This window comes from Amycolatopsis sp. NBC_01307 (genome assembly GCF_035975215.1).
Lineage (GTDB): Bacteria > Actinomycetota > Actinomycetes > Mycobacteriales > Pseudonocardiaceae > Amycolatopsis.
On sequence record NZ_CP108403.1, the window covers coordinates 8274791 to 8296805 of the forward strand.

Annotated in this window: 25 protein-coding genes; 14 read left to right on the forward strand and 11 right to left on the reverse strand. The window is 72.3% G+C overall.

Annotated features, from left to right (window positions below; all coding sequences use genetic code 11):
* The first annotated feature begins 35 nt into the window (after nt 1-35).
* From OG439_RS36465 to OG439_RS36485, 5 genes are all read left to right on the forward strand, one after another.
* Complete coding sequence (locus OG439_RS36465) at nt 36-1394, forward strand: DHA2 family efflux MFS transporter permease subunit (RefSeq protein WP_326945131.1); 1359 nt, start codon at nt 36-38, stop codon at nt 1392-1394.
* 127 nt (nt 1395-1521) lie between these two features.
* The gene (locus tag OG439_RS36470) at nt 1522-2136 is read left to right on the forward strand and encodes an FABP family protein (protein ID WP_326945132.1); all 615 of its coding nucleotides are present in this window, start codon (nt 1522-1524) and stop codon (nt 2134-2136) included.
* Nucleotides 2137-2147: 11 nt separating this feature from the next.
* Complete coding sequence (locus tag OG439_RS36475; protein ID WP_326945133.1) at nt 2148-2744, forward strand: 5-oxoprolinase subunit B family protein; 597 nt, start codon at nt 2148-2150, stop codon at nt 2742-2744.
* Entirely contained in the window at nt 2741-3598 is an 858-nt protein-coding gene (locus tag OG439_RS36480; protein WP_326945134.1) for a biotin-dependent carboxyltransferase family protein, read from the forward strand. The genes OG439_RS36475 and OG439_RS36480 overlap by 4 nt, the downstream gene beginning before the upstream one ends.
* A 277-nt stretch (nt 3599-3875) precedes the next feature.
* Nucleotides 3876-4295 (forward strand): hypothetical protein, encoded by a 420-nt coding sequence (locus OG439_RS36485; RefSeq protein WP_326945136.1) that lies wholly within the window; start codon nt 3876-3878, stop codon nt 4293-4295.
* Here the strand turns inward: OG439_RS36485 and OG439_RS36490 are convergent.
* The gene (locus OG439_RS36490) at nt 4274-5122 is read right to left on the reverse strand and encodes an aminodeoxychorismate lyase (RefSeq protein ID WP_326945137.1); all 849 of its coding nucleotides are present in this window, start codon (nt 5120-5122) and stop codon (nt 4274-4276) included. The two genes, OG439_RS36485 and OG439_RS36490, sit on opposite strands and share 22 nt — an antisense overlap.
* A 31-nt stretch (nt 5123-5153) precedes the next feature.
* Here OG439_RS36490 and ygfZ point away from each other — a divergent pair, with 31 nt between their 5' ends.
* Genes ygfZ through OG439_RS36505 form a run of 3 tightly spaced genes read left to right on the forward strand, consistent with a single transcriptional unit; the run spans nt 5154 to nt 7832 of the window.
* Nucleotides 5154-6284, forward strand: coding sequence for a CAF17-like 4Fe-4S cluster assembly/insertion protein YgfZ (gene ygfZ, locus OG439_RS36495; RefSeq protein ID WP_326945138.1), 1131 nt, complete (start codon nt 5154-5156; stop codon nt 6282-6284).
* Nucleotides 6285-6333: 49 nt separating this feature from the next.
* Nucleotides 6334-6900: an RsiG family protein gene (locus OG439_RS36500; RefSeq protein ID WP_326945139.1), complete on the forward strand. Its 567-nt coding sequence runs from the start codon at nt 6334-6336 to the stop codon at nt 6898-6900.
* Entirely contained in the window at nt 6897-7832 is a 936-nt protein-coding gene (locus tag OG439_RS36505) for an asparaginase (RefSeq protein WP_326945140.1), read from the forward strand. Before OG439_RS36500 ends, OG439_RS36505 begins: the two co-directional genes overlap by 4 nt.
* Here the strand turns inward: OG439_RS36505 and OG439_RS36510 are convergent, their stop codons facing one another.
* Nucleotides 7833-8729, reverse strand: coding sequence for a hypothetical protein (locus tag OG439_RS36510; RefSeq protein WP_247059142.1), 897 nt, complete (start codon nt 8727-8729; stop codon nt 7833-7835).
* A 207-nt stretch (nt 8730-8936) separates the two neighbouring features.
* On the opposite strand from OG439_RS36510, the gene OG439_RS36515 reads away from it, so the two are divergent.
* The 3 genes from OG439_RS36515 to OG439_RS36525 all read left to right on the forward strand — a co-directional run bounded on the left by OG439_RS36515 (nt 8937) and on the right by OG439_RS36525 (nt 11113).
* Nucleotides 8937-9125: a DUF3073 domain-containing protein gene (locus tag OG439_RS36515; protein WP_247059144.1), complete on the forward strand. Its 189-nt coding sequence runs from the start codon at nt 8937-8939 to the stop codon at nt 9123-9125.
* Between the two features lie 110 nt (nt 9126-9235).
* Nucleotides 9236-10090 carry a 3-hydroxybutyryl-CoA dehydrogenase gene (locus OG439_RS36520; RefSeq protein ID WP_326945141.1) on the forward strand — a complete coding sequence of 285 codons (855 nt, stop codon included), beginning with the start codon at nt 9236-9238 and terminating at the stop codon, nt 10088-10090.
* Between the two features lie 93 nt (nt 10091-10183).
* Nucleotides 10184-11113 carry an alpha/beta hydrolase gene (locus OG439_RS36525; protein WP_326945142.1) on the forward strand — a complete coding sequence of 310 codons (930 nt, stop codon included), beginning with the start codon at nt 10184-10186 and terminating at the stop codon, nt 11111-11113.
* On the opposite strand, the gene OG439_RS36530 is transcribed toward OG439_RS36525, so the two are convergent.
* The 4 genes from OG439_RS36530 to OG439_RS36545 form a co-directional block, all read right to left on the reverse strand.
* Entirely contained in the window at nt 11089-11937 is an 849-nt protein-coding gene (locus OG439_RS36530) for an ECF transporter S component (protein WP_326945143.1), read from the reverse strand. The genes OG439_RS36525 and OG439_RS36530 overlap by 25 nt on opposite strands.
* A 121-nt stretch (nt 11938-12058) precedes the next feature.
* Nucleotides 12059-13669 carry an ABC transporter ATP-binding protein gene (locus OG439_RS36535; protein ID WP_326945144.1) on the reverse strand — a complete coding sequence of 537 codons (1611 nt, stop codon included), beginning with the start codon at nt 13667-13669 and terminating at the stop codon, nt 12059-12061.
* Entirely contained in the window at nt 13666-14745 is a 1080-nt protein-coding gene (locus tag OG439_RS36540) for a CbiQ family ECF transporter T component (RefSeq protein ID WP_326945145.1), read from the reverse strand. The genes OG439_RS36535 and OG439_RS36540 overlap by 4 nt, the downstream gene beginning before the upstream one ends.
* Nucleotides 14735-15379, reverse strand: coding sequence for a hypothetical protein (locus OG439_RS36545; protein ID WP_326945146.1), 645 nt, complete (start codon nt 15377-15379; stop codon nt 14735-14737). The genes OG439_RS36540 and OG439_RS36545 overlap by 11 nt, the downstream gene beginning before the upstream one ends.
* A gap of 77 nt (nt 15380-15456) precedes the next feature.
* On the opposite strand from OG439_RS36545, the gene OG439_RS36550 reads away from it, so the two are divergent.
* From OG439_RS36550 to OG439_RS36560, 3 genes are all read left to right on the forward strand, one after another.
* Nucleotides 15457-16368 (forward strand): Gfo/Idh/MocA family protein, encoded by a 912-nt coding sequence (locus OG439_RS36550; protein WP_326945147.1) that lies wholly within the window; start codon nt 15457-15459, stop codon nt 16366-16368.
* 265 nt (nt 16369-16633) lie between these two features.
* A complete protein-coding gene (locus OG439_RS36555) occupies nt 16634-17293 on the forward strand; it encodes a VanZ family protein (RefSeq protein WP_326945148.1) in 660 nt (219 codons plus the stop codon).
* 173 nt (nt 17294-17466) lie between these two features.
* A complete protein-coding gene (locus tag OG439_RS36560; RefSeq protein WP_326945149.1) occupies nt 17467-18219 on the forward strand; it encodes a GNAT family N-acetyltransferase in 753 nt (250 codons plus the stop codon).
* A 4-nt stretch (nt 18220-18223) separates the two neighbouring features.
* Here OG439_RS36560 and arfB read toward each other — a convergent pair whose 3' ends face one another.
* The 5 genes from arfB to OG439_RS36585 form a co-directional block, all read right to left on the reverse strand.
* The gene (arfB, locus tag OG439_RS36565; protein ID WP_247059164.1) at nt 18224-18655 is read right to left on the reverse strand and encodes an alternative ribosome rescue aminoacyl-tRNA hydrolase ArfB; all 432 of its coding nucleotides are present in this window, start codon (nt 18653-18655) and stop codon (nt 18224-18226) included.
* A gap of 47 nt (nt 18656-18702) precedes the next feature.
* Nucleotides 18703-19764 (reverse strand): phosphoribosylformylglycinamidine cyclo-ligase, encoded by a 1062-nt coding sequence (gene purM / locus OG439_RS36570; RefSeq protein ID WP_326945150.1) that lies wholly within the window; start codon nt 19762-19764, stop codon nt 18703-18705.
* A 38-nt stretch (nt 19765-19802) separates the two neighbouring features.
* Nucleotides 19803-21332, reverse strand: coding sequence for an amidophosphoribosyltransferase (gene purF, locus OG439_RS36575; protein ID WP_326945151.1), 1530 nt, complete (start codon nt 21330-21332; stop codon nt 19803-19805).
* Between the two features lie 119 nt (nt 21333-21451).
* Complete coding sequence (locus tag OG439_RS36580) at nt 21452-21760, reverse strand: hypothetical protein (protein WP_326951706.1); 309 nt, start codon at nt 21758-21760, stop codon at nt 21452-21454.
* Nucleotides 21747-21986, reverse strand: a complete 240-nt coding sequence (locus OG439_RS36585; protein ID WP_247059172.1) for a DUF397 domain-containing protein — start codon at nt 21984-21986, stop codon at nt 21747-21749. The genes OG439_RS36580 and OG439_RS36585 overlap by 14 nt, the downstream gene beginning before the upstream one ends.
* Nucleotides 21987-22015: the final 29 nt, after the last annotated feature.

The following is a 22015-nucleotide window of genomic DNA, read 5'->3' on the forward strand; positions in this document are numbered from 1 at the left end:
GACCTCAACCCGGGTTGAGGTCGCAACCTGTTTAGGTGACCCTTACCGCTACCGAGACGCGCCGGACCGGCCTGCTCACCGCCGTCTTCCTGGGCAGCTTCATGGCCCTGCTCGACGTCAGCGTCGTGAGCGTCGCGCTGCCGACCATGCAGCGGACGCTGGGCACGAGCTTCAGCGGCCTGCAGTGGATCATCGACGGCTACACCGTCGCGCTCACCGCCGTGATCCTCTCCGGCGGCACGCTCGGCGACCGCTACGGCCGCAAGCTCGTCTACCTGTGCGGGCTGACGTTGTTCACGATCGCGTCGGCCGGCTGCGCACTGGCGCCGACGCTCGAAGTGCTGGTCGTCGCCCGGATCATCCAGGGCTTCGCCGCCTCCGCCGTGATCCCGGGCTCGGTCGCGCTGCTCGCGCACGCGTTCCCGGAGCCGGCGGCGCGGGCGCGGGTGATGGGCCTGTGGAGCACGGTCGCGGGCTGCGCGCTGGTGCTCGGCCCGCTGATCGGCGGCCCGCTGACGGACGCCTTCGGCTGGCCGTCGATCTTCCTCATCAACGTGCCGATCGGGCTGGTCGCGGTCGTGCTGGGCCGCCGCGGGATCAGCGAGTCCCGCGACCCGGCGCACGGCGCGCTCGACCTGACCGGGCAGGTGCTCGGCGCCCTGTGGATCGGCCTGCTGACGTACGCCGTGATCGAGGCCGGCCGGCTCGGGCCGAGCACGTCCGTGCTGGTCACCGGGGTTCTCGGGCTCGCCGCGCTGACGGCGTTCATCGTGGTCGAGCTGCGTGCGGAACACCCGATGCTGCCGGTGCGGCTGTTCGCCAGGACCCGGTTCTCGGTGGCCATCTTCGCCGCGTGGAGCCTCGGGTTCGCGGCCTACCCGGCGGTCTTCCTGATCGGCGTCTACCTGCAGCAGGCCCGCGGCGCGACGGCGACCGAGGCGGGCGTCCAGATGCTGCCGTACGTGCTGGCGAACGTCGCCGCGGCCTTCACCGCCGGCCGGCTTTCGGCCCGCTACGGCGCGGAACGGCTCCTGCCGATCAGCTACTTCGTCGCGGCCGTCGGCTCCTTCGCGTTCCTGGTACTGGACGCGCGGAGCCCGTACTGGCTGGTGGCACTCGCGTTCGCGCTGGCCGGCGCCGGGGTCGGGCTGTCGGTGACGCCGTCGAACATCGTCGGGCTGGCCGGGCTGCCGGGGCACCGCAGCGGGATCGCGTCGGCGACGGTCAACGCCGCCCGCCAGACCGGCACCGCGCTCGGCGTCGCCGCCCTCGGCGCGTTGCTGGCCCGCGGTTCGACGCTGCCGAGCGGCCTGCACGCGGCGATGGGCGTGGCCGGCGTGGTGCTGCTCGCGGTGACCGTGCTCACCGCGGCGACCCTGCGCCGGGCCGGCTGAGCGGCGGCGGACTATCCTGCTGGGCGTGGAAGCACTGTTTACGACCTTGCTGGTGCTCGCCGGCGTCGCGATCACCTGGTTCGCCGTGTACGTCGTCTACCGGCTTTACGCGGACCAGCGCTGACCCATGACCGACAGCGGCGATGACGCCATTGCAGCAGCGGAAATGCGCGCGGCTAGCACCCGCGCGCGCAACCTCCCGTTGTGGGACGACCTGCCCATCCCCAACGACACGGCCAACCTGCGCGAGGGGCCGGACCTCAACGAGGCCTGTCTCGCGCTGCTGCCGATGGTCGGTGTCTGGCGCGGTGAGGGCGAGGTCGACTACCCGACCATCGAAGGCCCCCGCAAGTTCGCGCAGCAGCTGACGATCGCGCACGACGGCCGGCCGTTCCTGATCCACGAATCGCGGTCCTGGCTGCTCGACGACGAGGGCAACGTCATCCGCCCCGCCGCGCGCGAGACCGGGTTCTGGCGGCCGCAGGCGGACGACACGCTCGAGCTGCTGCTCACGCACAACACCGGCCTCGTCGAGCTGTACTACGGCAAGCCGCGCAACCAGACGTCCTGGGAGCTGGGCACCGACGCGGTGATCCGCACGGCCAGCGCGAAGGAAGTCAAGGCCGCCCAGCGGCTGTACGGCCTGATCGAGGGCTCCCTCGGCTACGTCGAGGAGCGCGCGATGATGGGCCAGGAGCTGCAGCCGCACACCTCGGCCCTGCTGCACCGCGTGGTCGGCTGACGGCACCCGGCATGCGCTGGCGGCGGTGTGGCGAAGACGCCGCCCTGCTGGACTGCGACTCGCTCGACCAGATGCGGGCGGCGCACGCGACGGTGCTCGCCGCGCGCCCGGACGGCGTCGTCGACCTCGTTCCCGGCGCTCGCAGCCTGCTGGTCGTCGGCGCGGTCGCCGCGGTACGCGCGTTGCTCGACGGCGCCGACCTCACGCACCCACCCGGCGGCAACCCGCGCGAAGTGACCCTCGACGTCCACTACGACGGCGAGGACCTCGCGCTGGTGGCCGCCGACGCCGGCTGCTCCGAAGACGCCGTGGCCGAGCTGCACACCGGCGCCGCCTACACGGTCGCGTTCACCGGCTTCGCGCCCGGTTTCGGCTACCTGACCGGACTTCCCTCGCCGTTGCGGCAGCCGCGGCTGGACTCCCCGCGCACCCGCGTCCCGGCCGGGTCGGTGGGGCTGGCGGGCGAGTTCACCGGCGTCTACCCCCGCGAGTCCCCGGGCGGCTGGCGGCTGCTCGGACACACGACCACGCCGCTGTTCGACGCCCACGCCGACCCGCCCGCCCTGCTCGCACCGGGCGACCGCGTGCGGTTCCGGAGCGTCCGGTGAGGTCACTGGAAGTCGTCTCGCCAGGCCCTTATGCGCTGATCGAGGACCTCGGCCGCCCCGGTTACGCGCACCTCGGCGTAGCACCGTCGGGCGCGCTCGACACGGCGTCACTGCGGCTGGCGAACCGGCTCGCCGGCAACCCCGAGAGCTTGGCCGGCATCGAAGCCCTGCTCGGCGGCCTTTCGGTGCGCTTCACGGCATCGGCGACGGTGGCGGTGACCGGCCCGTCGGTCGCGGTCGACGTCGACGGCCGTCCCTTCGGCTCCCACACGGCGGTCTTCGTCGGAGCCGGGCAAACGCTTGCCGTGGGCACGCCCGGTGCCGGGTTGCGCTGCTACCTGGCGGTGTCCGGCGGGATCGACGTCGAGGAGGTGCTGGGCAGCCGGTCCCGGGACGTCCTGTCCGGCATCGGCCCGGCACCGCTGCGGTCCGGTGACGTCCTCCCGCTGGGTCCGGCCCGCGGAGTCCCGGCGGGCGCGGACGTCGTCGTCCCGGCCGCGGCGCCCGCGAGCCTGGTGATCCCGGTGACGCCGGGCCCCCGCGACGACTGGCTGGAGTCCCCGGCCGAGGGCCTGTCGGCGTGGTGGACGGTGACGCCGGAGTCGAACCGCGTCGGCCTGCGCCTGGACGGCACCCCGCTGCGCCGGGCCGCGGAGTTCGCCGAGGCGGAGCTGCCCAGCGAAGGCGTGCTGACGGGCGCGATCCAGGTCCCGCCGAGCGGCCTCCCGGTGGTCTTCCTGAACGACCACCCGACCACGGGCGGCTACCCCGTCGCGGCAGTGGTCCGGACCGCCACACTGAGCGCACTCGCCCAGGCCCGACCGGGCACCCGAGTGCGCTTCCGGGTGACGTGAAGCGCCCCGCCCACCGCAGCAGCCGCCCCACGGCCTCCCGGCGGTGCTGCCCCAACCGCGCCACCGGTGTCGGGAAAAGCCGTGAAGGCCTCCTTCCCGGCTCTTATGGCCGGGAAGGAGGCCTTCACGGCTTTCGGTGGAGTGGAGGGTGTGCTCGGGCGCGCTTCCGGGTGACGTGAAAGGTCTGTACCGCCACGCGGGTGAGACCCGGATCACCCGGTGCACCCGTCCGGGTAGCGCCCGGAACCATGTCGCGGCGCCACCCGTCCAGATAGCTGTGGAACAGGTGACGATCAGCGGTGGCACGGGTTTCCTGGACGTGAACGTGCGCGCGCGGGCGGAGCTGCCCCAGGCGTTGCGGATCGCGCTCGCCACCGGGCAGCTGCGGCGTCCGCTGGCCACCACGCTCGGCCCCGTGCTCGACCTGCTCGTCGACGGCGACTACCGCGTCAGCGGCCCGGAACGCCTGGCGGACGAGGTGTCCCTCACCCCGACCGACACCTGGCCGCCGTCCGACGAGGCGCGCGTCGGCTACTACCGGACCGCGATCCGCACCGGCCACCGCCCGGTCGCCGTGGTGCTGGCCGACGGCGAGCGCGAGCTGATCCTCGACGGCCACCACAAGATCGCCGCCTACCGCGCCGAGGAGATCGCGCCCGCGGTCGTGCGGATCGCTCAGGCGTACTCGGCCTCGTAGGCCGCCACCAGCTCGGCGTACACCGCCGACGAGTCGGGCAGCCGCACACCGTCCAGCGTGTGGACGCGCGTCAGCTTGCGGACCGACGAAGCCATGAACACGCCGTCCCCCGCCACCAGGTCGGCCACGCGCAGCGGCTCCACCTTGACCGCCCAGCCGGCCTGCTCCGCGCCGCGGAACAGCGCGGCCTGGGTGGTACCCGGCAGAATGCCGACGCTCGACGGCGGCGTGAAGAGCGTCCGCCCCTTCGCCAGCACCACGGTCGACGTCGGGCCTTCGAACACCGAGCCGTCGGCGGCGGTGAAAATCACATCTTCGGCGCCGCGGCGGCGGGCTTCACGCAGCGCGGCCATGTTCATGGCGTACGACAACGGCTTCGCGCCCAGCAGCAGCCACGGCGCGCGCTCGGCGAGGTCCGGCGGGAAACCGCGTTCCAGGGTGACCGCGGCGACACCCTCGGCGCGCGCCTTCAGGATCGACGGCGCGACCTCCGAACCCAGCGCGAAACCGGTCGGCACCGCGGCGGGATCGCCGTCGGAACCCCTGGTGTACACCAGTTTCAGCACCATTTCGGAACTGCCGGTCCAGTGTTCGAGCACGAGCGAGACGACTCGTTCCCAGGCCGCGAGATCGGGCGCCGGCAGGTCGAGCATGGCCGCCGACCGCGCCAGCCGCTCCAGGTGCGGCCGCAGCTCACGGGGCTTGCCGCCGACCACGAGGATCGTCTCGAAGACGCCGTCGCCGCGGGTCAATCCGAGGTCGTCCACCTTGATCTGGGCGGTGTCCGGGTCGGCCAGGGTTCCGTCGAGGAAGACGAGCACGCGCATTCCCACACGGTACTCACCTAGGCTGGGCGGTATGCCGTACCGCTCGCCGCTGCTGGACGTGCCCGGATCCATCCCCCCGCCTGACGACCACCCCGAAGCCGGCGTCCCCTGGCACTGGGGAGACCCCTTCGCGGAGCAGCGCACCGCGACGCGCGGCGTCGTCGTGATCGATCGGTCACACCGCGAAGTCCTGGCCGTGACCGGCGAGGAGCGGCTGTCGTGGCTGCACCTGGTGATCTCGCAGCACGTGACCGAGCTCGCCGAGGGGTCCGGCACCGAGGCGCTGGTGCTCGACAGCCAAGGCCGTGTCGAAACGCACATGGTGCTCGCGCACCTCGACGGCACCGTCTGGCTCGACGGCGACCCGGAGCCGCGCGTGACCAGCGCGCTGCCGAAGGGCGGCCCCCAGACGCTGCGCGAATACCTCGAAGCCATGAAGTTCTGGTCCAAGGTGGACATCCGCGACGCGACCGACGAGCTGGCCCTGCTCACCGTGCTCGGCCCGGACAGCGAACGCGTGCTGAGCGCGGTCGGCGCCGAGGTCGGGCCGGAGCCGTACGCGGTCGTGGCGCTGCCCGGTGGCGGTTTCGCGCGGCGGATGCCGTGGCCCGGGCGGTTCAGCGTCGACCTCGCGGTGCCGCGCGCCGAGCTCGCCGGCTGGTGGAAGAAGCTCACCGACGCCGGCGCCCGCGCGGCCGGGAGCTGGGTGTTCGACGCCTTGCGCGTCGAGTCGCTGCGGCCGCGGCTGGGCGTCGACACCGACGATCGCACGATCCCGCACGAGGTGGGCTGGGTCGGGTCGGCCGCGCACGTCGCGAAGGGCTGCTACCGCGGTCAGGAGACGGTGTCGAAGGTGCACAACGTCGGCCGCCCGCCACGCAACCTGCTGCTGCTCCACCTGGACGGTTCCCCCGAGATCCGGCCGGAGCCCGGCGACCCGGTGCTGCTCGACGGCCGCACGGTCGGCCGCGTCGGCACGGTGATCCAGCACCACGAGCTCGGCCCGATCGCGCTGGCCCTGGTCAAGCGGTCGACACCGGTGGGTGCCGAGCTGCTGACCGGTTCCGAAGACGAGCTCGTCCAGGCGGCGATCGACCCCGACTCCGTGCCGTCGGAGCTCCCGGCGCCCGGGCGGGCCGCGGCGGCGCAACTTCGTGGCTGATCGAAAACCCCTGACAGCAGGATCACGCCCAACCGGGATAAACTGCGCTGTGATCGAAGTGCGGCCCGGCGGCAGGCGGCGGATCGACCGCGTGCTCGGCCCGGGATACCTCAGCGGCTTGGGTGACCTGCCGTTGAAGGTGCTCCGCGAGCGGCGCGACGAAGCCGCCCAAGAAGAGACCGATCTTTCCTACTTGCGCAGGCTGCTGCACGCCCGGATCGACATCGTCCGCGCCGAGCAGACCCGGCGCAGCTCCGGCGGCGAGTCCAGCATCGTCGACCAGCTGGCCACGATCCTCGCCGACAACGCGCTGGGCCCGGCCGCGGGCTCCGGGCGGCACCAGCAGCTGGAGCCCTCACGCGCCGGCGAGCACCGCCGGCACGCCGAGGCGCTGATCGGCGACACCGACCTGACCGACGTCGGTTCCCTGACGGACGAGAAGCTGGCCTCCGCTTTGGACACCTACGCCAGCGAAGAGGTTTCGGTGTCGTCGTTCCGGCGCGAGGTCCAGAACGTCATGGACACCCTGAACGCGGAGATCGCCCAGCGCTACCAGCAAGGTTCGGCCACAGTGGACGAGCTGCTCGAGAGCGAAGGCGGGCACGAGGTTCAGTGACCAACCCTGTCCTGGCCGAAGTAGTCCGTTCCGATTTCGTCGAAAGCGTCCACCGCGGCGCGCTCGTGGTGACGGGCCCCGAGGGCGACGTCCGGCTGGCGCTCGGCGACGTCACCTCGCCGGTCTTCCCGCGTTCGTCGAACAAGCCGTTGCAGGCCGTCGGGATGCTGCGGTCCGGGCTGGACTTCACCGGCGAGGACCTGGCGCTGGCCTGCGCGTCCCACTCCGGCGAGCCCCGGCACGTCAAGGGCGTGCTGGAGCTGCTGCAGGCGGCGGGCCTGACCGAGGACGACCTCGCGTGCCCGGCCGACTTCCCGCTGCACGTGCCGAGCATGCGCGACGCCGCCGAGCCGCGGCGCGTGATGATGAACTGCTCCGGCAAGCACACCGGCATGCTCACCACCTGCGTCCGGGCCGGCTGGCCGACCGCGGGCTACGAGGCGCCGGACCACCCGCTGCAGCAGGCGATCGCCGCCGCCGTCGCCGACCTGACCGGCGAGCCGGTCGCGCACACCGGCGTCGACGGCTGTGGCGCGCCGCTCCTCGCGTTCTCCCTGACCGGGCTGGCCCGCGCGTTCGGCCGGGTCGGCAGCGCCGCCGACGGTCCCGAGCGGACGGTCGCCGACGCGATGCGCGCCCACCCGTGGCTGGTCGCCGGCACCGGGCGCGAGGACACCGAGCTGATGTCCGCCGTGGACGGTCTCGTCGCGAAGGGCGGCGCCGAGGGCGTCCAGGCCTTCGCGCTGCCGGACGGGTTCGCGGTGGCGCTGAAGATCGACGACGGCGCGAAGCGGGCCTGCGCGCCGCTGGCCGTCGAAGCGCTGCGGTTCCTCGGCGTGGACGTCTCCGGCCTCGACGAGCTCGCCCACGGCTCGGTGCTCGGCGGCGGTCGCCCGGTCGGCGAGATCCGGGTGCCGGAGCTGCGCGGCTAGCTAGTTCGCGCGTTCCCGCGAGGCCAGGTCGCCCCAGAACTCCCGCAGGTCGGAGAACAGCTCGGCGAGCTCCTCGACGTTGCCCGAGCGCAGCGCGTCCAGGATGTCGTGGACCTCGTCGGCGGTGGTGTCGGCTTCGAGGATGGGGTCCGCGAACAGCTGCACGAGGCCGCCGTAGTCGAGCTCGACGATCGAGTCCGCGTGGAAGTTGTCGAGCCAGCGCCGCGTCTCGAACAGCACCCGGCCCGGCCCGGAGTCGCCGAAGGTCTGTTCCAGCAGGTCACCGGCCTCGCGCGCCCGGTGCTGGGCGTCGGCGAGAGTGCTCCGCCAGGACAGTTCGCGCTTCGGGTCGTCGCGGCCGGAGCCCAGCACGAGCTTGCGCTCCTCCGGGTCGACCAGCACGAACCACGGCAGCGGAACGGTCCAGGTGGTCGACAGCGTGTGCGCGGCGGAGGTGCTGAGATCCGACAGCGCGGACTTCGTGCGGGCGCGGATCGCGTCCTGGGTGAAGCCGGCTTCGTCGAGGATGACGTTCTTCAGCGCCGGGTGCGCGTCGCCGAGGAAGGTCACCAGCGCGGCGGCCGAGCGGGCACGCAGCTCCAGCGGGCAGACGAACGGGCCGTGCACGCGCTGGGCGGCCGGCACGTCGGCCGGATCGAGCACCAGGACATCGGTCTGCAGGCTGGGTGCGGCCTTGCCGTTGGCGAGCTCGGCGGGCAGCAACCGGCGGGGCGCGGCGACCTGTGACTTGAGCCACATGGCCTGCTCGCGGGCACCCGCGTCGGTCCGCCCCAGCTTGGCCGCCGCGACGGCCGCGCGCAGCCGATCGTCGGGCGGCTCGCCCAAGGCGAGCAGGGGTTCGTACACCCGCAGATAGGCCACGAAGGGACGGAGCACGAGTAGATCGTGGCACGCCGACCTGCGCCGATCGTCACCGACCGGCCGGTAACCGGTGTCCGGCGGACACTGTCACCACCGGCACACCGTGCCACGTCGCATCGAACCCCCCGGACACGGTACGGTGTCAGCAGGAAAGAATTGTCGAGACGATGCGGGGCCGCCGATTCCCCCGGCCGCCCCGCCCCTGTGCGAGGGGGTCGAGCCATGGGGCGCGGCCGGGCTAAGGCCAAGCAGACGAAGGTGGCGCGCGAGCTCAAGTACAGCTCGCACGAAACCGACTTCGATGCTTTGCAGCGCGAGCTGTCGACTGGTTCCTCTAGTGGTCACTATGAGGAGCCCGATAGCAATGATCAAGATCCGTACGACGACGGGTACGACGAGTACCGTCGTTGAGCACGCGTAACCGCGCGAGGGCGTAGCTGGGCACAACCCGGCGACCGCCCTCGCGCGCTGCGTGCTGCCCAAAAACCTGTGGGCTGCGTAGCGGATGAAGGAGTGAGCCGGTGGTAAGTCGGGTTGGAGTCGTCGGGGCGGGACTGATGGGTTCCGGCATCGCCGAGGTGCACGCGCGGTCCGGATTGGACGTCGTGGTCACCGAGGTGAACCAGCCGGCGCTCGACGCGGGCAAGGCGCGCATCGAGAAGTCGCTCCAGCGCGGCGTCAAGAACGGCAAGCTCTCCACCGAGGACGCCGACGCGGCCCTCGGCCGGCTGCGCTTCACCACGGACATCGCCGAGTTCGCCGACCGCGAACTGGTCATCGAAGCGATCCTCGAGCAGGAACAGGCGAAGGTCGACGTCTTCCGCCAGCTCGACAAGATCGTCGAGGCGGAGGACGCGCTGTTCGCGTCCAACACGTCCTCGATCCCGATCATGAAGCTGGGCATGGCGACGAACCGCCCCCAGCAGGTGGTCGGCATCCACTTCTTCAACCCGGTCCCGGTGCTGCCGCTGGTGGAGCTGGTGCCCTCGCTGCTGACGAGCGAGGAGACCGTGCGCCGCGCGGAGGACCACGCGACGACGGCCCTGGGCAAGACGGTCATCCGGTCCCAGGACCGCGCCGGGTTCATCGTGAACTCGCTGCTGGTCCCGTACCTGCTGTCGGCGATCCGGATGATCGAGTCGGGCTTCGCCTCGGCGGAGGACATCGACCGCGGCATGGAGCTGGGCACGGCCCACCCGATGGGCCCGCTGCGGCTGTCGGACCTGATCGGCCTGGACACCATCAAGGCGATCGCGGACTCGATGTACGCGGAGTTCAAGGAGCCGCTGTACTCGTCCCCGCCGCTGCTGCTGCGCATGGTGGACGCGGGCCTGCTGGGCAAGAAGACCGGCCGCGGCTTCTACTCCTACGGCTGACCGACCTTCGTCGCCGCACGATCCACTTTCGGTGGTCCGTGCGGCGACTTTGTCGTCTTGGGCCGGGCGGCCGGGCTCGCTTGACTGTCAGACATGCCTGAGCTGAGCCGCCGTGCTGCCCTCGCCGCTTCCGCCGCCCTGGCGCCCGCTTTCGCGGGTGCTTCGCCCGCGGACGCGACCACGCAACGCCGTCGCGGCGTGACCACCTTCGTCTTTGCCGCGGGCGCCAACGGTGTCTCCGCCGCCCCGAACGAGCTGGTCCTGCGCGGGCACCGCGGCGTCGGCGTCGACCAGCCGGGGCAGCAGTTCCGGCTCTCCTACCAGGCACCGCAGGACCTGGCGGCGTTCGCGACGGAGCCGTCGGCGCTGGCCGGCGTCACGCTCGCCGACCAGGTGGCGGCCACGGTCGAGGTCGTCCGCCGCGCGGCGGCGCACGGCCCGGTGGTCCTGGTCGGCGCCAGCATCGGCGGCGCGGCGATCAGCCTGGTCGCCGACGCCGTGCCGGACCTGATCGACCTGCTCGTCTACGACACGGCGTTCTGCTGCGTCGACCTCGAGACCCCGGACGAGTACATGGCCACCCCGGAGGCGGCCGAGACCCGCGTCGGCGATCTCTTGGGGTTCGCCGCGGCCGACCCGTCGGTGATCGGCGCCGTCCGGTTCAACTGGCGCACGGCGGACCGCGCGCTGCTCGCGAAGGCCAAGGAAGCGTTCGTCGCCGACGGCACGGACGCCGAGTTCTACGCGTTCCTCAACGCCATGGCCCCCGACGACCTCCTCGGCAAGGGCGCCACCCCGGCCCGCGGCGACCGCGCGAGGTGGGGCCGCGTGCCCCGCGTCTACGTCCGGCACCTGCGCGACCGGATCATCCCCCTGGAACTGCAGGATCGCATGATCCGCGAGGCCGACGCCGCCACGCCGGGAAACCGCTTTCACGTCGTCGACCTGGACACCAGTCACGTCCCGGACGCGGCGAAGCTGGCTGAGCTCGTCGACATCTACGACGGGTTGACGCGCTCCTGATCGAAGACCACGGGCGCGTCGAAGGCCGCCCGCCGCGACGCGCGGCGCAGGACGGCCAGGACGGCCGGCCCCAGCACGAGGATCGCGACGGCGTTGGTGATCGCACGGCCGGTGTCCCAGCCGAGCGTCGAGGTCAGGACGGTGAAGACGGCGAACCGGTGCAGGTTGTCCAGCAGCGGCGCGCCGGGCACGTAGCCGAGGCCCGCGGTGGTGCCGCCGAGCGACGACCCGGCGAGGAACGGCCACGACCACAGGCTCATCAGCAGCCCGAAGAGGTAGGCCGCGACGACGCCGTACGCCACGAGCAGCGCGATCTCCGCCTTCCCGCGGGCACGCGGCAGCAGCCCGGCACCGAGCCCGATGAGCGACGACGCGAGCATCTGGAACGGCAGCCACGGCCCGACGCCCGCGGTCAGCAGCGCCGAGGTGAACAGCGACGTCGAGCCGAGCACGAACCCGAACCCGGGCCCGAACACCCGCCCGGCGAGCACGAGCAGGAAGAACACCAGCTCGATCCCCCCGGTCCCGGCCCCGAGCGGCCGCAGCCCGGCGTTCACCGCGGACAGGACGCCGAGCAGCGCAAGCGCTTTCGCATCGATTCCGCCACGCGACAGTTCGGCCAGCACGACGAGGATCAGCACGGGCAGGGTCGCCATGAAGACGAACGGCGCATCGGCGGTGTGCGCGGACACACTGGGCGCGGGGTGCGCGAAGAGCGGCCAGCAGAACATGACGAGGCCGAGGACCGCCGCGACGGTGAGCACCAGCGCAGGACGCGGCCGGAGGCGGATGGCCCGGGGTGGCGGGTCGAGGAAGCCGGTCACGTCAGCACCTCGCACGAAGTCGCGCGGGACCACGCCCGCCCACCGACACCGGTTCGCGAGCCGACCAGCGGCGCGAAGGTACGCGAGGGCGCAACACGCGAGCGACGTCGAACGGCGGACGTCATGACAGGGCTTCCGCTACTTCGTCCACCGTCAGCCACTCCTGGGGCGCCAGCACCTTGGCCACCTGGGGCGCGAAGGCCGGGGAGGCGACGATGACGTCCTTCGTCGGGCCGTCCGCTACCACCTCGCCCTCGGCCATGACCACCACGCGGTGGGCCACCGATGCCACGAACTCGACGTCGTGGGTGGCCAGCACTATCGCGTGGCCCTGCGAGGCCAGCTCTCGCAGGATCGCCGCGAAGCGCCGTTTGGCGTGGTAGTCGAGGCCGCGCGTCGGCTCGTCGAGGAGGACCACCGGGGGTGCCGCCGCCAGCTGGACGGCCAGCACCAACGCCAGTCGCTGCCCTTCGGACAGGTCGCCGGGGTGCGCTTCACCGGCGACCGCTGAGGCCAGGCGGTCCAGCAGGGACCTCGCCTTGCCTGCTGTGGCGCCGGATTCGGTGTCGGCCTGTGCGCACTCGGCGTCGACCGAATCCAGGTACAGCAGATCGGCGGGTGACTGCGGGACCAGCCCCACACGCTGACGGGCCGCTCTCGGCTTGAGCGACGCGGGGTCCACGCCGCCGACGTCGACCTTCCCCGCCGACCGCGGACCGCTGCCCTGCACCGCCCAGAGAAGCGACGACTTGCCGGAGCCGTTGCGTCCCATCAGCGTGACGATTTCCCCCGGCCCGACGCGCAGGTCCACCCCACGCACCGCCAGGACATCTCCGTAGCGGACCACCACCCCTCTCACATCCAGTGCTCGACCGGTCACCGAGAGGGTACGACCCACCACCGACAATTTCGGACGATGTGACTGGAGCCGCGATCGCAGCGGCCCCGCGACCCGCCGCGCGTCCCGCACCGACAGCGGCAACGGCGACCAGCCCGCGAGCCGCCCCAGCTCGACGATCGGCGGCGCGATCTCCGCCGTCGCCAGGATCTCCGGCGGCGGCCCGGACCGCACCGAACCGTCGCCCGGCAGGTACAGCAGGCGGTCGGCGTACTGGACGACGCGCTCCATGCGGTGCTCCGCGACGACCACCGTGGTCCCGAGGTCGTGCACCAGCCGCGTGATCGCCGCGAGGACCTCCTCGGCCGCCGTGGGATCCAGCGCGGACGTCGGTTCGTCGAGCACCAGGACCCGCGGGTGCGCCGTCAGGACCGAGCCGATCGCGACGCGCTGCTGCTGCCCGCCCGAGAGTGTCCGAAGTGGACGGTGGCGCAGCTCGGCGATGCCCAGCAGGTCCAGGGTTTCCTCGACGCGCTTGCGCATGACGTCCGGCGCCACCGCCAGCTGCTCCATCGCGTACGCCAGCTCCTCCTCGACCGTGTCGGTCACGAAGCCGGCCAGCGGGTCCTGCCCGACGACGCCGACCACCGCGGCCAGCTCGCGCGGCGGGTGAGACGACGTGTCCAAGCCGTCGACCAGCACCCGCCCGGCCAGCCGTCCGCCGGTGAAGTGCGGGACGAGCCCGTTGATCGCGCCGAGGAATGTCGACTTGCCGACGCCGGTCGGGCCGGCGACCAGGCACAGCTCGCCCTCCTCGACCAGCAGCGAGACGTCGGACAGCACCGGCCGCGCGGCGTCCGGGTAGGTCACCGTGACCTGCGCAAACTCGATCACCGGACCACCTCCGACAACGACGGGGGGCGGGGCGCGACGAACGCGGGCAGCGCCCCGAGCAGCAACGACAACGCCGGCAGCAACGACACCTCGGGCCAGCTCAGCGGGCTCAGCGACGGGTAGAGGTTCCCCGGATCGACCCGCGCGGAGAAGAACAGCAGCGCGCACGCCCCGACGCCGGACGCGACGACCAGCGTCTCCGGCCGGCGCCACGGGTCCGGCCGGTAAGCCGTCCGCCGGATGCGCCGCCCGCCCAGCACGAACCCGGCCGCGGCCACGGCCAGCCCGAGGGCCAGCAGCGGCACGCCCAGCCACGACGACGTCCCGTCGAGCACGCCGTAGACGCCGACGCACACGCCGACCAGCCCGCCCAGCACGCAGCCGGCGATCGCCGCGCGCACTCCGGCGCTCAGGTACGCGCGGCGGCCGTAGCCGCGCGAGTCCATCGCCGCCGCCAGCAGCAGCGAGCGGTTCATCGCGTCCTCCAGCACCGGCACCACGATGCCCTTGACCGCCCGCAGCCCGCGAGTCCGCCCCGCCCGCAGCCGCCGAGCCCGCCGGACGCGCTGCACGCTCTCGACCAGCTGCGGCGCCACCGTGAGCGCCACCGTCACGGCCGTGCCGACCTCGTACAACGCGCCCGGCACGGCCTTGAGTAGGCGTTTCGGGTTGGCGAGGGCGTTCGCGGCGCCGACGCAGAGCACCATCGTCGCCAGCCGCAGACCGTCGTAGAAGCCGCCGAGCAGTTCCTCCGCCGACGTCGAGCCGAGCAGCGACACCCCGGCCGCGAAAGCCGGCAGCGGGATCCGCGGCAGCGTGAACAGGATGTGCCCGCCGTCCTCACCGCCGATCAGGATCCGGAACAGCACCCGCGTCGCGACGATCACCGCGCCGACGTAGGCGTACAGCCGGAACGCCAGCGCCCACGGCGCGTCACTCCGCCGGTTCGCGACGACGAAGCCGATGATCGCGATGACCAGCCCCAGCAGCAGCGGGTTCGTCGTCCGGCTGGCCGCGACGGCCAGCGCGAGCGCCCAGACCCACCACGCGCCGGGGTGCAGCGCCCTACTGGTCACGCCGACGGCGACGGCGCGAGGAGACGACCACTGCGGCGCCGCCGATCAACAGGATCACCACGACGGCGATGACCACGCCCCACGGGAACGAGCCGGTGCTCGCGTCCGAGACGTCCGGAGCAGCCGTTCCCGACGTCGCCTGGCGGACCGGCGCCACCCGCGGCGGCGTCGGCAGGTCGTTGGCGGTCTTCGGCCGGGCGAACGCCCAGCCCTCGAACCCGTCGGCCGCCGGCTTCGACGTCTGGGCGCCCTCTTGGCTCGACTCCCACTTGCCGCCGGCCGCGGCGTGCCAGTAGCTCCAGTACGCCGTCGCCGACGGCATGCCCGCGCACGACTCGACGTCCGGGCCCGGCTTGCCGTCGATCCGGCAGGCGATGGCGAGGCCGTACTTCTGCGAGCCCGCGACGTCGATCCCGGCGCCCTGCAGCGCCGCGATGCCGGTCGCGGGGGTGCCCGGGGCGCAGCGGACCAGCGGCTGCGGCGCCAGGTCGCCGAAGTCCACGACCACCGTCACGCCGCCACCGGCCGGGCAGGTGCCGTCCGTGCCCGTCGCCGACGCGGGCGCGGCCCCGGCGAGGCAGGTGGCCAGGAGGAGCAGGCAGACCGCGGCGATGCGGGACAGCAGGGTGATCATGCAGGCACTTTAGCCAGGACGGCCGCCGTCGCAGGTGCGGTTCCGGCGCGACGCCGACCACACCTAGACTGCGGCCCGTGGGACAGCGCATCGCGGAGGGACAGCTGCGGGTCGGCCTCGTCGGCGCCGGCCCGTGGGCCACGACGGTTCACGCGCCCGGCCTGGCGGATCACCCCGGCACGGCGCTGACCGCGGTCTGGGCCCGGCGGCCGGCGGCGGCGCAAGCGCTTGCGGACACCCACTGCGCGACCGCCGCCGAGACCATCGAAGACCTGTTCGCGCAGGTGGAAGCCGTGGCGTTCGCCGTCCCGCCGTCGATCCAGGCCGAGCTGGGCGTCCGCGCGGCCGAAGCCGGGAAGCACCTGATCCTCGAGAAGCCGATCGCCGCGGACCTGGCGGGCGCGCAGCGGCTGGCCGACGCGGTCGCGGCCGCCGACGTCGCCGCCCTCGTCGTGCTGACCCTGCGGTACTCGGCGCAGACCCAGGAGTGGCTCGCCGGGCTCGCCCAGGCGGGCGGCTGGGCCGGTGGCGGCGCGCGCTGGCTGTCCGGCGCCCTGCTCGGCGGCCAGTACGCGGCCTCGGAGTGGCGTCAGGACGACGGCGGCGCGCTGTTCGACATCGGCCCGCACGCCCTCGACCTGCTGGACGCCGCGCTCGGGCCGATCACCGACGTCGTCGCCGCGCGGCGGAGCCCCGGCGACACGTGGCAGCTGATGCTGGCCCACGAGAACAACGTGGTCAGCACGGCCACGCTGGCCCTGCGGCTGCCGGTGCAGCCGACCGTCGTCGAGGTCGCCGTCTGGGGTCAGCACGGCTACCGGACGCTCGGGCGCAAGCCCGGTTCGGCGGCGGAGTCCTACACGGCGTTGCTGGACGACTTCGCGGCGATGATCGCCAGCGGCACCACGGCCCACCCCTGCGACGTCCGCCGCGGCCTGCACCTGCAGGGCCTGATCGAGCGCGCTCGCGAGCTGGCCGGCGAAAAGTAGTACACAGGCACCCCCTGAGAGTTTCCGTTGTGAATCAAGGGGTTTACGAAGCATCCCCCGATTCATCCACAGGGTTGTCCACAGCATCCACAGTGGACAGTGTGCCTCCCGACCGAACCACGGAAAGTTCCGTCGCGCCACCGGAAAGATCACCGAATAGTGCGCCTCCCTCAGCATGCCGAGACGATCTTGTGATGCGAAGGTGATCTTGGGAGGGCCGTTTCCAGCGCACAGACGATCTTTGGGTGCTCAAGGAGGGAGGCGCATGGAAGCCCTGCTGCGCGCCTTCTGGGGGATGATTCCGGTTTCGGCCATCGCGCTGCCGTACGCGCTGCTCGGGTGGCCACTGCTCGCGGCTCGACGGCGACGAAGACTCCCGGCCCGGTACGCGAGCGCGACCGCCGGCGTCGACAGCGCCGCCGTCCTGGTCGCTTTCCTGGTGTTGTGCCTGGTCACGATGCCTGTCGGCGGCTCCGGCCAGAGCACGCTCGACCTCGTCCCGGGCGCCGACATCACCGCCGCGTTCGGCGACGACGGCTCGCTGTGGCAGGTGATCGGCAACGTCCTGCTGCTCTGCCCGCTCGGCGCGCTGCTCCCGCTGCGGCTGCGCGGCCTGCGCACCCTCCTCCGGATCGCGCTGGTCGCCCTGCTCGCCTCCGTGCTGGTGGAAGGTACGCAATATCTGATCCACACCGGCCGGGTGACGTCCACCGACGACGTCCTGCTCAACACCGCCGGCGCGACGCTCGGCGGGGCCCTGAGCAGGCGCGTTTGGCGCTCACTGGACCCGCCGCCACCACCGCCGGTGGTCATCCCGACGCAGCAGCGTCGCACGGTCTGCGAAACCCCGACGCTCACCATGCGGGTCCCGCGGTCGGTCTGGGACGCGCGGTACGCCGCCATCGCCCACCCCGACCGGCAGTAACCGGGTTGCGAGCCGTGCGACACTGGCTCCGAAGAGCCCCTTTCGACTCGAGGAATGAACGCCTATGCCTGGCGCCGTCTCCGGCGTCGGCCTCCGCTAGGCCCGACGCCCAGCGATCCACCCGCACTGAGCTGCGGTTCCTCGTCGTGCTCTCGAAAGGGCTTCCACCAGCAATGTCCGCTATCCAGACGTATGTCCGCAAGACGGCGCCCCGCGGCCGGGAGACCGAGCAGGTCGGGCCGTTCCTGGCCACCTACTCGCCGGACAACGACCACCCGATGCTCAACTACGCGATCCCGGACGACGGCGCGCGGCCGTCGGCGGCCGAGATCGACGCGCTGACCACGGCGTACCGGCGGCGGGGCCTGCTCCCGCGGCTGGAGTACTTCACCGACATCGCCCCGGACCTGGAGAAACTCCTGGTCGAGGCCGGTTACCGGCTCGAACGGCAGGTGCCGTTGATGACGTGCGCGCCCGCCGAGCGGGTCGACAAACCGGTCCCGGCGGGGGTCCGGCTGCGCGCGCCGGAGTCCGCTGACGACATCCGGCGGCTGCGGTCGGCGCAGAACACGGCGTTCGGCGAGTCGCCGGAGGTGCCCGACAAGGAGGTCGAACGCCTGCGGTCCGGCATCGAGGCCGGGGTGCGGCACCTCCTGGCGGAGGACATCGCCACCGGCACGGTCCTCGGCGGCGGGCTCGCGCTCGCGATCGTCGACGGCACCACCGAGGTCGCCGGCATCGCCGTGCTCGAGCCGTACCGCGGCCGCGGGATCGCGGCGGCGATCACCGCCCGACTCACCCGTGAAGCACACGAATCCGGCGCGCACACGGCGTTCCTCACCCCCGGTGACCTGGGGATCGGGAACGTCTACGCCCGGGTCGGCTACCAGCCGGCCGGGGAGTGCGTGCACCTCTCGCTGAGCTAGCCGCTCAGTCGTTCAAGCGACCGGAGCGGCCGCGCTTCACGTCGCTCCGGCGCTTCTTCGACGCCAGGCGGCGCTCCTTCGAACCGCGAGACGGCTTCGTGGGGCGCCGCTTGGCGGGCGGCGGGGCCGACGCGTCGCGCAGCAGGTTGGCCAGGCGGCCGCGCGCGGCTTCGCGGTTCTGCAGCTGGGAGCGGTGTTCGCTGGCGGCGATCGTCAGGACGCCGTCGACCAGCCGGCCCTCGAGCCCGGCCAGCACGCGGTCCCGCAGGTGCTCGGGGATCGACGGCGACGCGGCGACGTCGAACGACAGCTCGACCCGCGAATCGGTGGTGTTCACGCCCTGGCCGCCCGGGCCGGACGACCGCGAGAAGCGTTCGTTGAGCTCGGCTCCCGGGATCGTGAACCGGGAGCCGATCACCACGTCTCCGGCTGCCATGTCACCAGTGTGACAGCCGCGATCAAGCCCGTTTTCGATCAACACCGTTAAAAGCGCGGGTGGTCGCCCGAAAGCACCGCGCGCGGGCCGTCGACGTCGTTCGCGGGCTGGACGTCGCCCAGCACCCACGCCGGGACGTGCCGCGCGGTCAGCATGGCCAGCGCCCGGTCGACGTCCTCGGCCCCGACGATCGCGACCATGCCGACGCCCATGTTGAACGTCTTCTCCAGCTCGGCGCGCTCGACCCGGCCGCGGTGGCCGATCAGCGCGAACACCGCCGACGGCGACCAGGTGCCGCGGTCGAGCCGGGCGACCAGGCCGCGCGGCATGACGCGGGCGAGGTTCGCCTCCAGGCCACCGCCGGTGATGTGCGCGAACGTCCGGACCTCGGTCTCCGCGGCCAGCGCGAGGCAGTCCTTCGCGTAGATCCGCGTCGGCTCCAGCATCTCCTCGCCGAGCGTGCGGCCGAACTCCTCGACGTGGCCGCCGAGCGGCATCCGCGCGATGTCCAGCAGCACGTGCCGGGCCAGGGAGTACCCGTTCGAGTGCAGTCCCGACGAGCCGAGCGCCAGCACGACGTCACCCGGGCGGACCTTCTCCGGCGACAGCAGCGCGGACGCCTCGACCACGCCGACGCCGGTGGCCGACATGTCGTAGTCGTGCTCGCCCATCATGCCGGGGTGCTCGGCGGTCTCGCCGCCGAGCAGCGCGCAGCCGGCCTGGACGCAACCCTCGGCGATGCCGCCGACCAGCGCGGCGATCTTCTCCGGGTGCACCTTGCCGACGGCGATGTAGTCCTGCAGGAACAGCGGCTCGGCGCCGGTCACGACCAGGTCGTCGACGACCATCGCGACCAAGTCGATGCCGACGGTGTCGTGCTTGTCCAGCGCCTGCGCGACGGCGATCTTGGTGCCGACGCCGTCGGTGGAGGAGGCGAGGATCGGTTCCTTCCACTTGTCGAGCTTCAGCGAGAAGAGCCCGGCGAAACCACCGACACCGCCCAGCACCTCCGGCCGCGTGGCCCGTTCGGCGTGCGGCTTGAGCAGCTCGACGGCTTGGTCGCCGGCGTCGATGCTGACGCCGGCGGCGGCGTACGTGGACTCGCTCACGGTAGAAGGACTCCCAACTGGAAGGACTAGCCGGAGGGCTAGGGACGCCGAACAGCGTCCTCGGCACCGTACCCGGCCGGGCTGACCGGGGTCGCCGCGCCATTGACCGCGTCGAGGCTCTCCAGCAGGTTCTTGCCGATGAGCGCGTCGTCGGGCAGCGCGATCGGGTATTCGCCGGAGAAGCACGCCGTGCACAGCCGCGTCTTCGGCTGTTCCGTCGCCGCGACGAGGCCGTCGAGCGAGATGTAACCCAGCGAGTCCGCGCCGATCGAGCGGCGGATGCCGTCGAGGTCGACGCCGTTCGCGACGAGCTCGGCCCGCGACGCGAAGTCGATGCCGTAGAAGCACGGCCACCGGACGGGCGGCGACGCGATCCGGACGTGCACCTCGAGCGCGCCGGCCTCGCGCAGCATCCGCACGAGCGCGCGCTGGGTGTTGCCGCGGACGATCGAGTCGTCCACGACGACCAGCCGCTTGCCGCGGATGACGTCGCGCAGCGGGTTCAGCTTGAGCCGGATGCCGAGCTGGCGGATGGTCTGCGACGGCTGGATGAACGTGCGCCCGACGTAGGCGTTCTTCACCAGGCCGGTGCCGTACGGGATGCCCGAGCCCTGCGCGTAGCCGATGGCGGCCGGCGTGCCGGACTCCGGCACCGGCATCACCAGGTCGGCCTCGACGGGCTCCTCGCCGGCGAGCCGCCGACCGATCTCGACGCGGGTGGCGTGCACGCCGCGGCCGGCGATCGTGGTGTCGGGCCGCGCCAGGTAGACGTACTCGAAGACACAGCCCTTGGGGTCCGGGTTGGCGAACCGAGACGAGCGCAGGCCTTCGGCGTCGATGGCGATCAGCTCGCCCGGCTCGACCTCGCGGACGAACGACGCGCCGACGATGTCCAGGCCCGCGGTCTCGCTGGAGACGACCCAGCCGCGTTCGAGACGGCCGAGCACCAGCGGGTGCACGCCGTGCGGGTCACGCGCGGCGTACAGCGTGTTCTCGTCGGCGAACACCAGGCAGAACGCGCCCTTGAGCGTGGGCAGCAGCTCCATCGCGGCGCCTTCGATGCCCTTGTCGGCGGCGTTCGCGGCGAGCAGCCCGCAGATCAGGTCCGAGTCGCTGGACGAACCGGTCAGCCCCGCGTGCGGCTTGAGGCCCGCGGCGATGGTGCGTTCACGCAGCTCCGCCGTGTTGACGAGGTTGCCGTTGTGCGCGAAGGACAGGCCGCTGCCGGTCTCGGTGGTGCGGAAGATCGGCTGCGCGTTCTCCCAGATGGTCGCGCCGGTGGTCGAGTACCGGCAGTGGCCGACGGCGATGTGGCCCTGCAGCGACTGCAGGATCTGTTCGTCGAAGACCTGGCTGACCAGGCCGAGGTCCTTGAAGACCACGATCTGGGAGCCGTCGGAGACGGAGATGCCGGCGGCCTCCTGGCCCCGGTGCTGCAGGGCGTAGAGGCCGTAGTAGGTCAGTTTGGCGACTTCTTCCCCGGGAGCCCAGACGCCGAAGACGCCACACTCCTCGCGGGGTTCCGGGTCGGGCTGGTCGGAGGACACGTGCTGTGGGTCGGAAACCACCGAGGTGCTCCCAGGAAGACGCGGTCAGGCCGATTTCAGTGTAAACGGTCCGGACATGAGTCAGGCCCCGCCCGACGTGGTTCTGACCACTTCGGACAGGGCCTGAAGTTCTTCGTGCGCTAGCAGGCATCCGGCAGCGCGAGGATTTCCGTGAGCACCCGGGCTCCGTCACCGCTGCGGCGCCACAACCACCGCTCGGGTTCGAAGATGTTCTCTTCGGTACCAGGCATGCGCGTCGCCACCACGTCGTCCTCGGCGTTGAGCCGGACCACGTCCACGACGTTGTCGTGCACCCGCACACCGACGACGGCGAGAACTTCACCACGGTCATCGGCGGGGTGGACGAACTGGTAGCCACGGGCGACCAGTTCCTGCAGTCCGGTCTCGATGTCGTAGACGGGAGCGACGGGGGCCTCAGCCGAGGACATCGTCAAACTCACCGTCCTTCGCGCCCGCGAGGAACGCGGCCATCTCCGCACGCGTGTAGACGAGCGCAGGGCCGGTCGGGAAGCGCGAGTTGCGCATCGCGATCTCGCCGGTGGTCAGGGGTGCGACCTCGACGCAGTTGCCGACGGCGCCGCTGTAGCTCGCCTTGCGCCACTGGGCACCGGACAGCCGATCGGCCGGGATGCCGTTCTCGAATCGCTCTGCCATGGTCCCAACCTCTCGATACGGGATACCTG

Excerpts from the sequence above, each read along its gene's own strand:
- OG439_RS36470 (WP_326945132.1), top strand. The coding sequence starts at position 1,522 with ATGACCGACAGCGGCGATGACGCCATTGCAGCAGCGGAAATGCGCGCG.
- OG439_RS36475 (WP_326945133.1), top strand. The coding sequence starts at position 2,148 with ATGCGCTGGCGGCGGTGTGGCGAAGACGCCGCCCTGCTGGACTGCGAC.
- OG439_RS36490 (WP_326945137.1), bottom strand. The coding sequence starts at position 5,122 with ATGCGCGTGCTCGTCTTCCTCGACGGAACCCTGGCCGACCCGGACACC.
- ygfZ (WP_326945138.1), top strand. The coding sequence starts at position 5,154 with ATGCCGTACCGCTCGCCGCTGCTGGACGTGCCCGGATCCATCCCCCCG.
- OG439_RS36515 (WP_247059144.1), top strand. The coding sequence starts at position 8,937 with ATGGGGCGCGGCCGGGCTAAGGCCAAGCAGACGAAGGTGGCGCGCGAG.
- OG439_RS36525 (WP_326945142.1), top strand. The coding sequence starts at position 10,184 with ATGCCTGAGCTGAGCCGCCGTGCTGCCCTCGCCGCTTCCGCCGCCCTG.
- OG439_RS36545 (WP_326945146.1), bottom strand. The coding sequence starts at position 15,379 with ATGATCACCCTGCTGTCCCGCATCGCCGCGGTCTGCCTGCTCCTCCTG.
- OG439_RS36555 (WP_326945148.1), top strand. The coding sequence starts at position 16,634 with ATGGAAGCCCTGCTGCGCGCCTTCTGGGGGATGATTCCGGTTTCGGCC.
- OG439_RS36560 (WP_326945149.1), top strand. The coding sequence starts at position 17,467 with ATGTCCGCTATCCAGACGTATGTCCGCAAGACGGCGCCCCGCGGCCGG.
- arfB (WP_247059164.1), bottom strand. The coding sequence starts at position 18,655 with ATGGCAGCCGGAGACGTGGTGATCGGCTCCCGGTTCACGATCCCGGGA.
- OG439_RS36580 (WP_326951706.1), bottom strand. The coding sequence starts at position 21,760 with ATGTCCTCGGCTGAGGCCCCCGTCGCTCCCGTCTACGACATCGAGACC.
- OG439_RS36585 (WP_247059172.1), bottom strand. The coding sequence starts at position 21,986 with ATGGCAGAGCGATTCGAGAACGGCATCCCGGCCGATCGGCTGTCCGGT.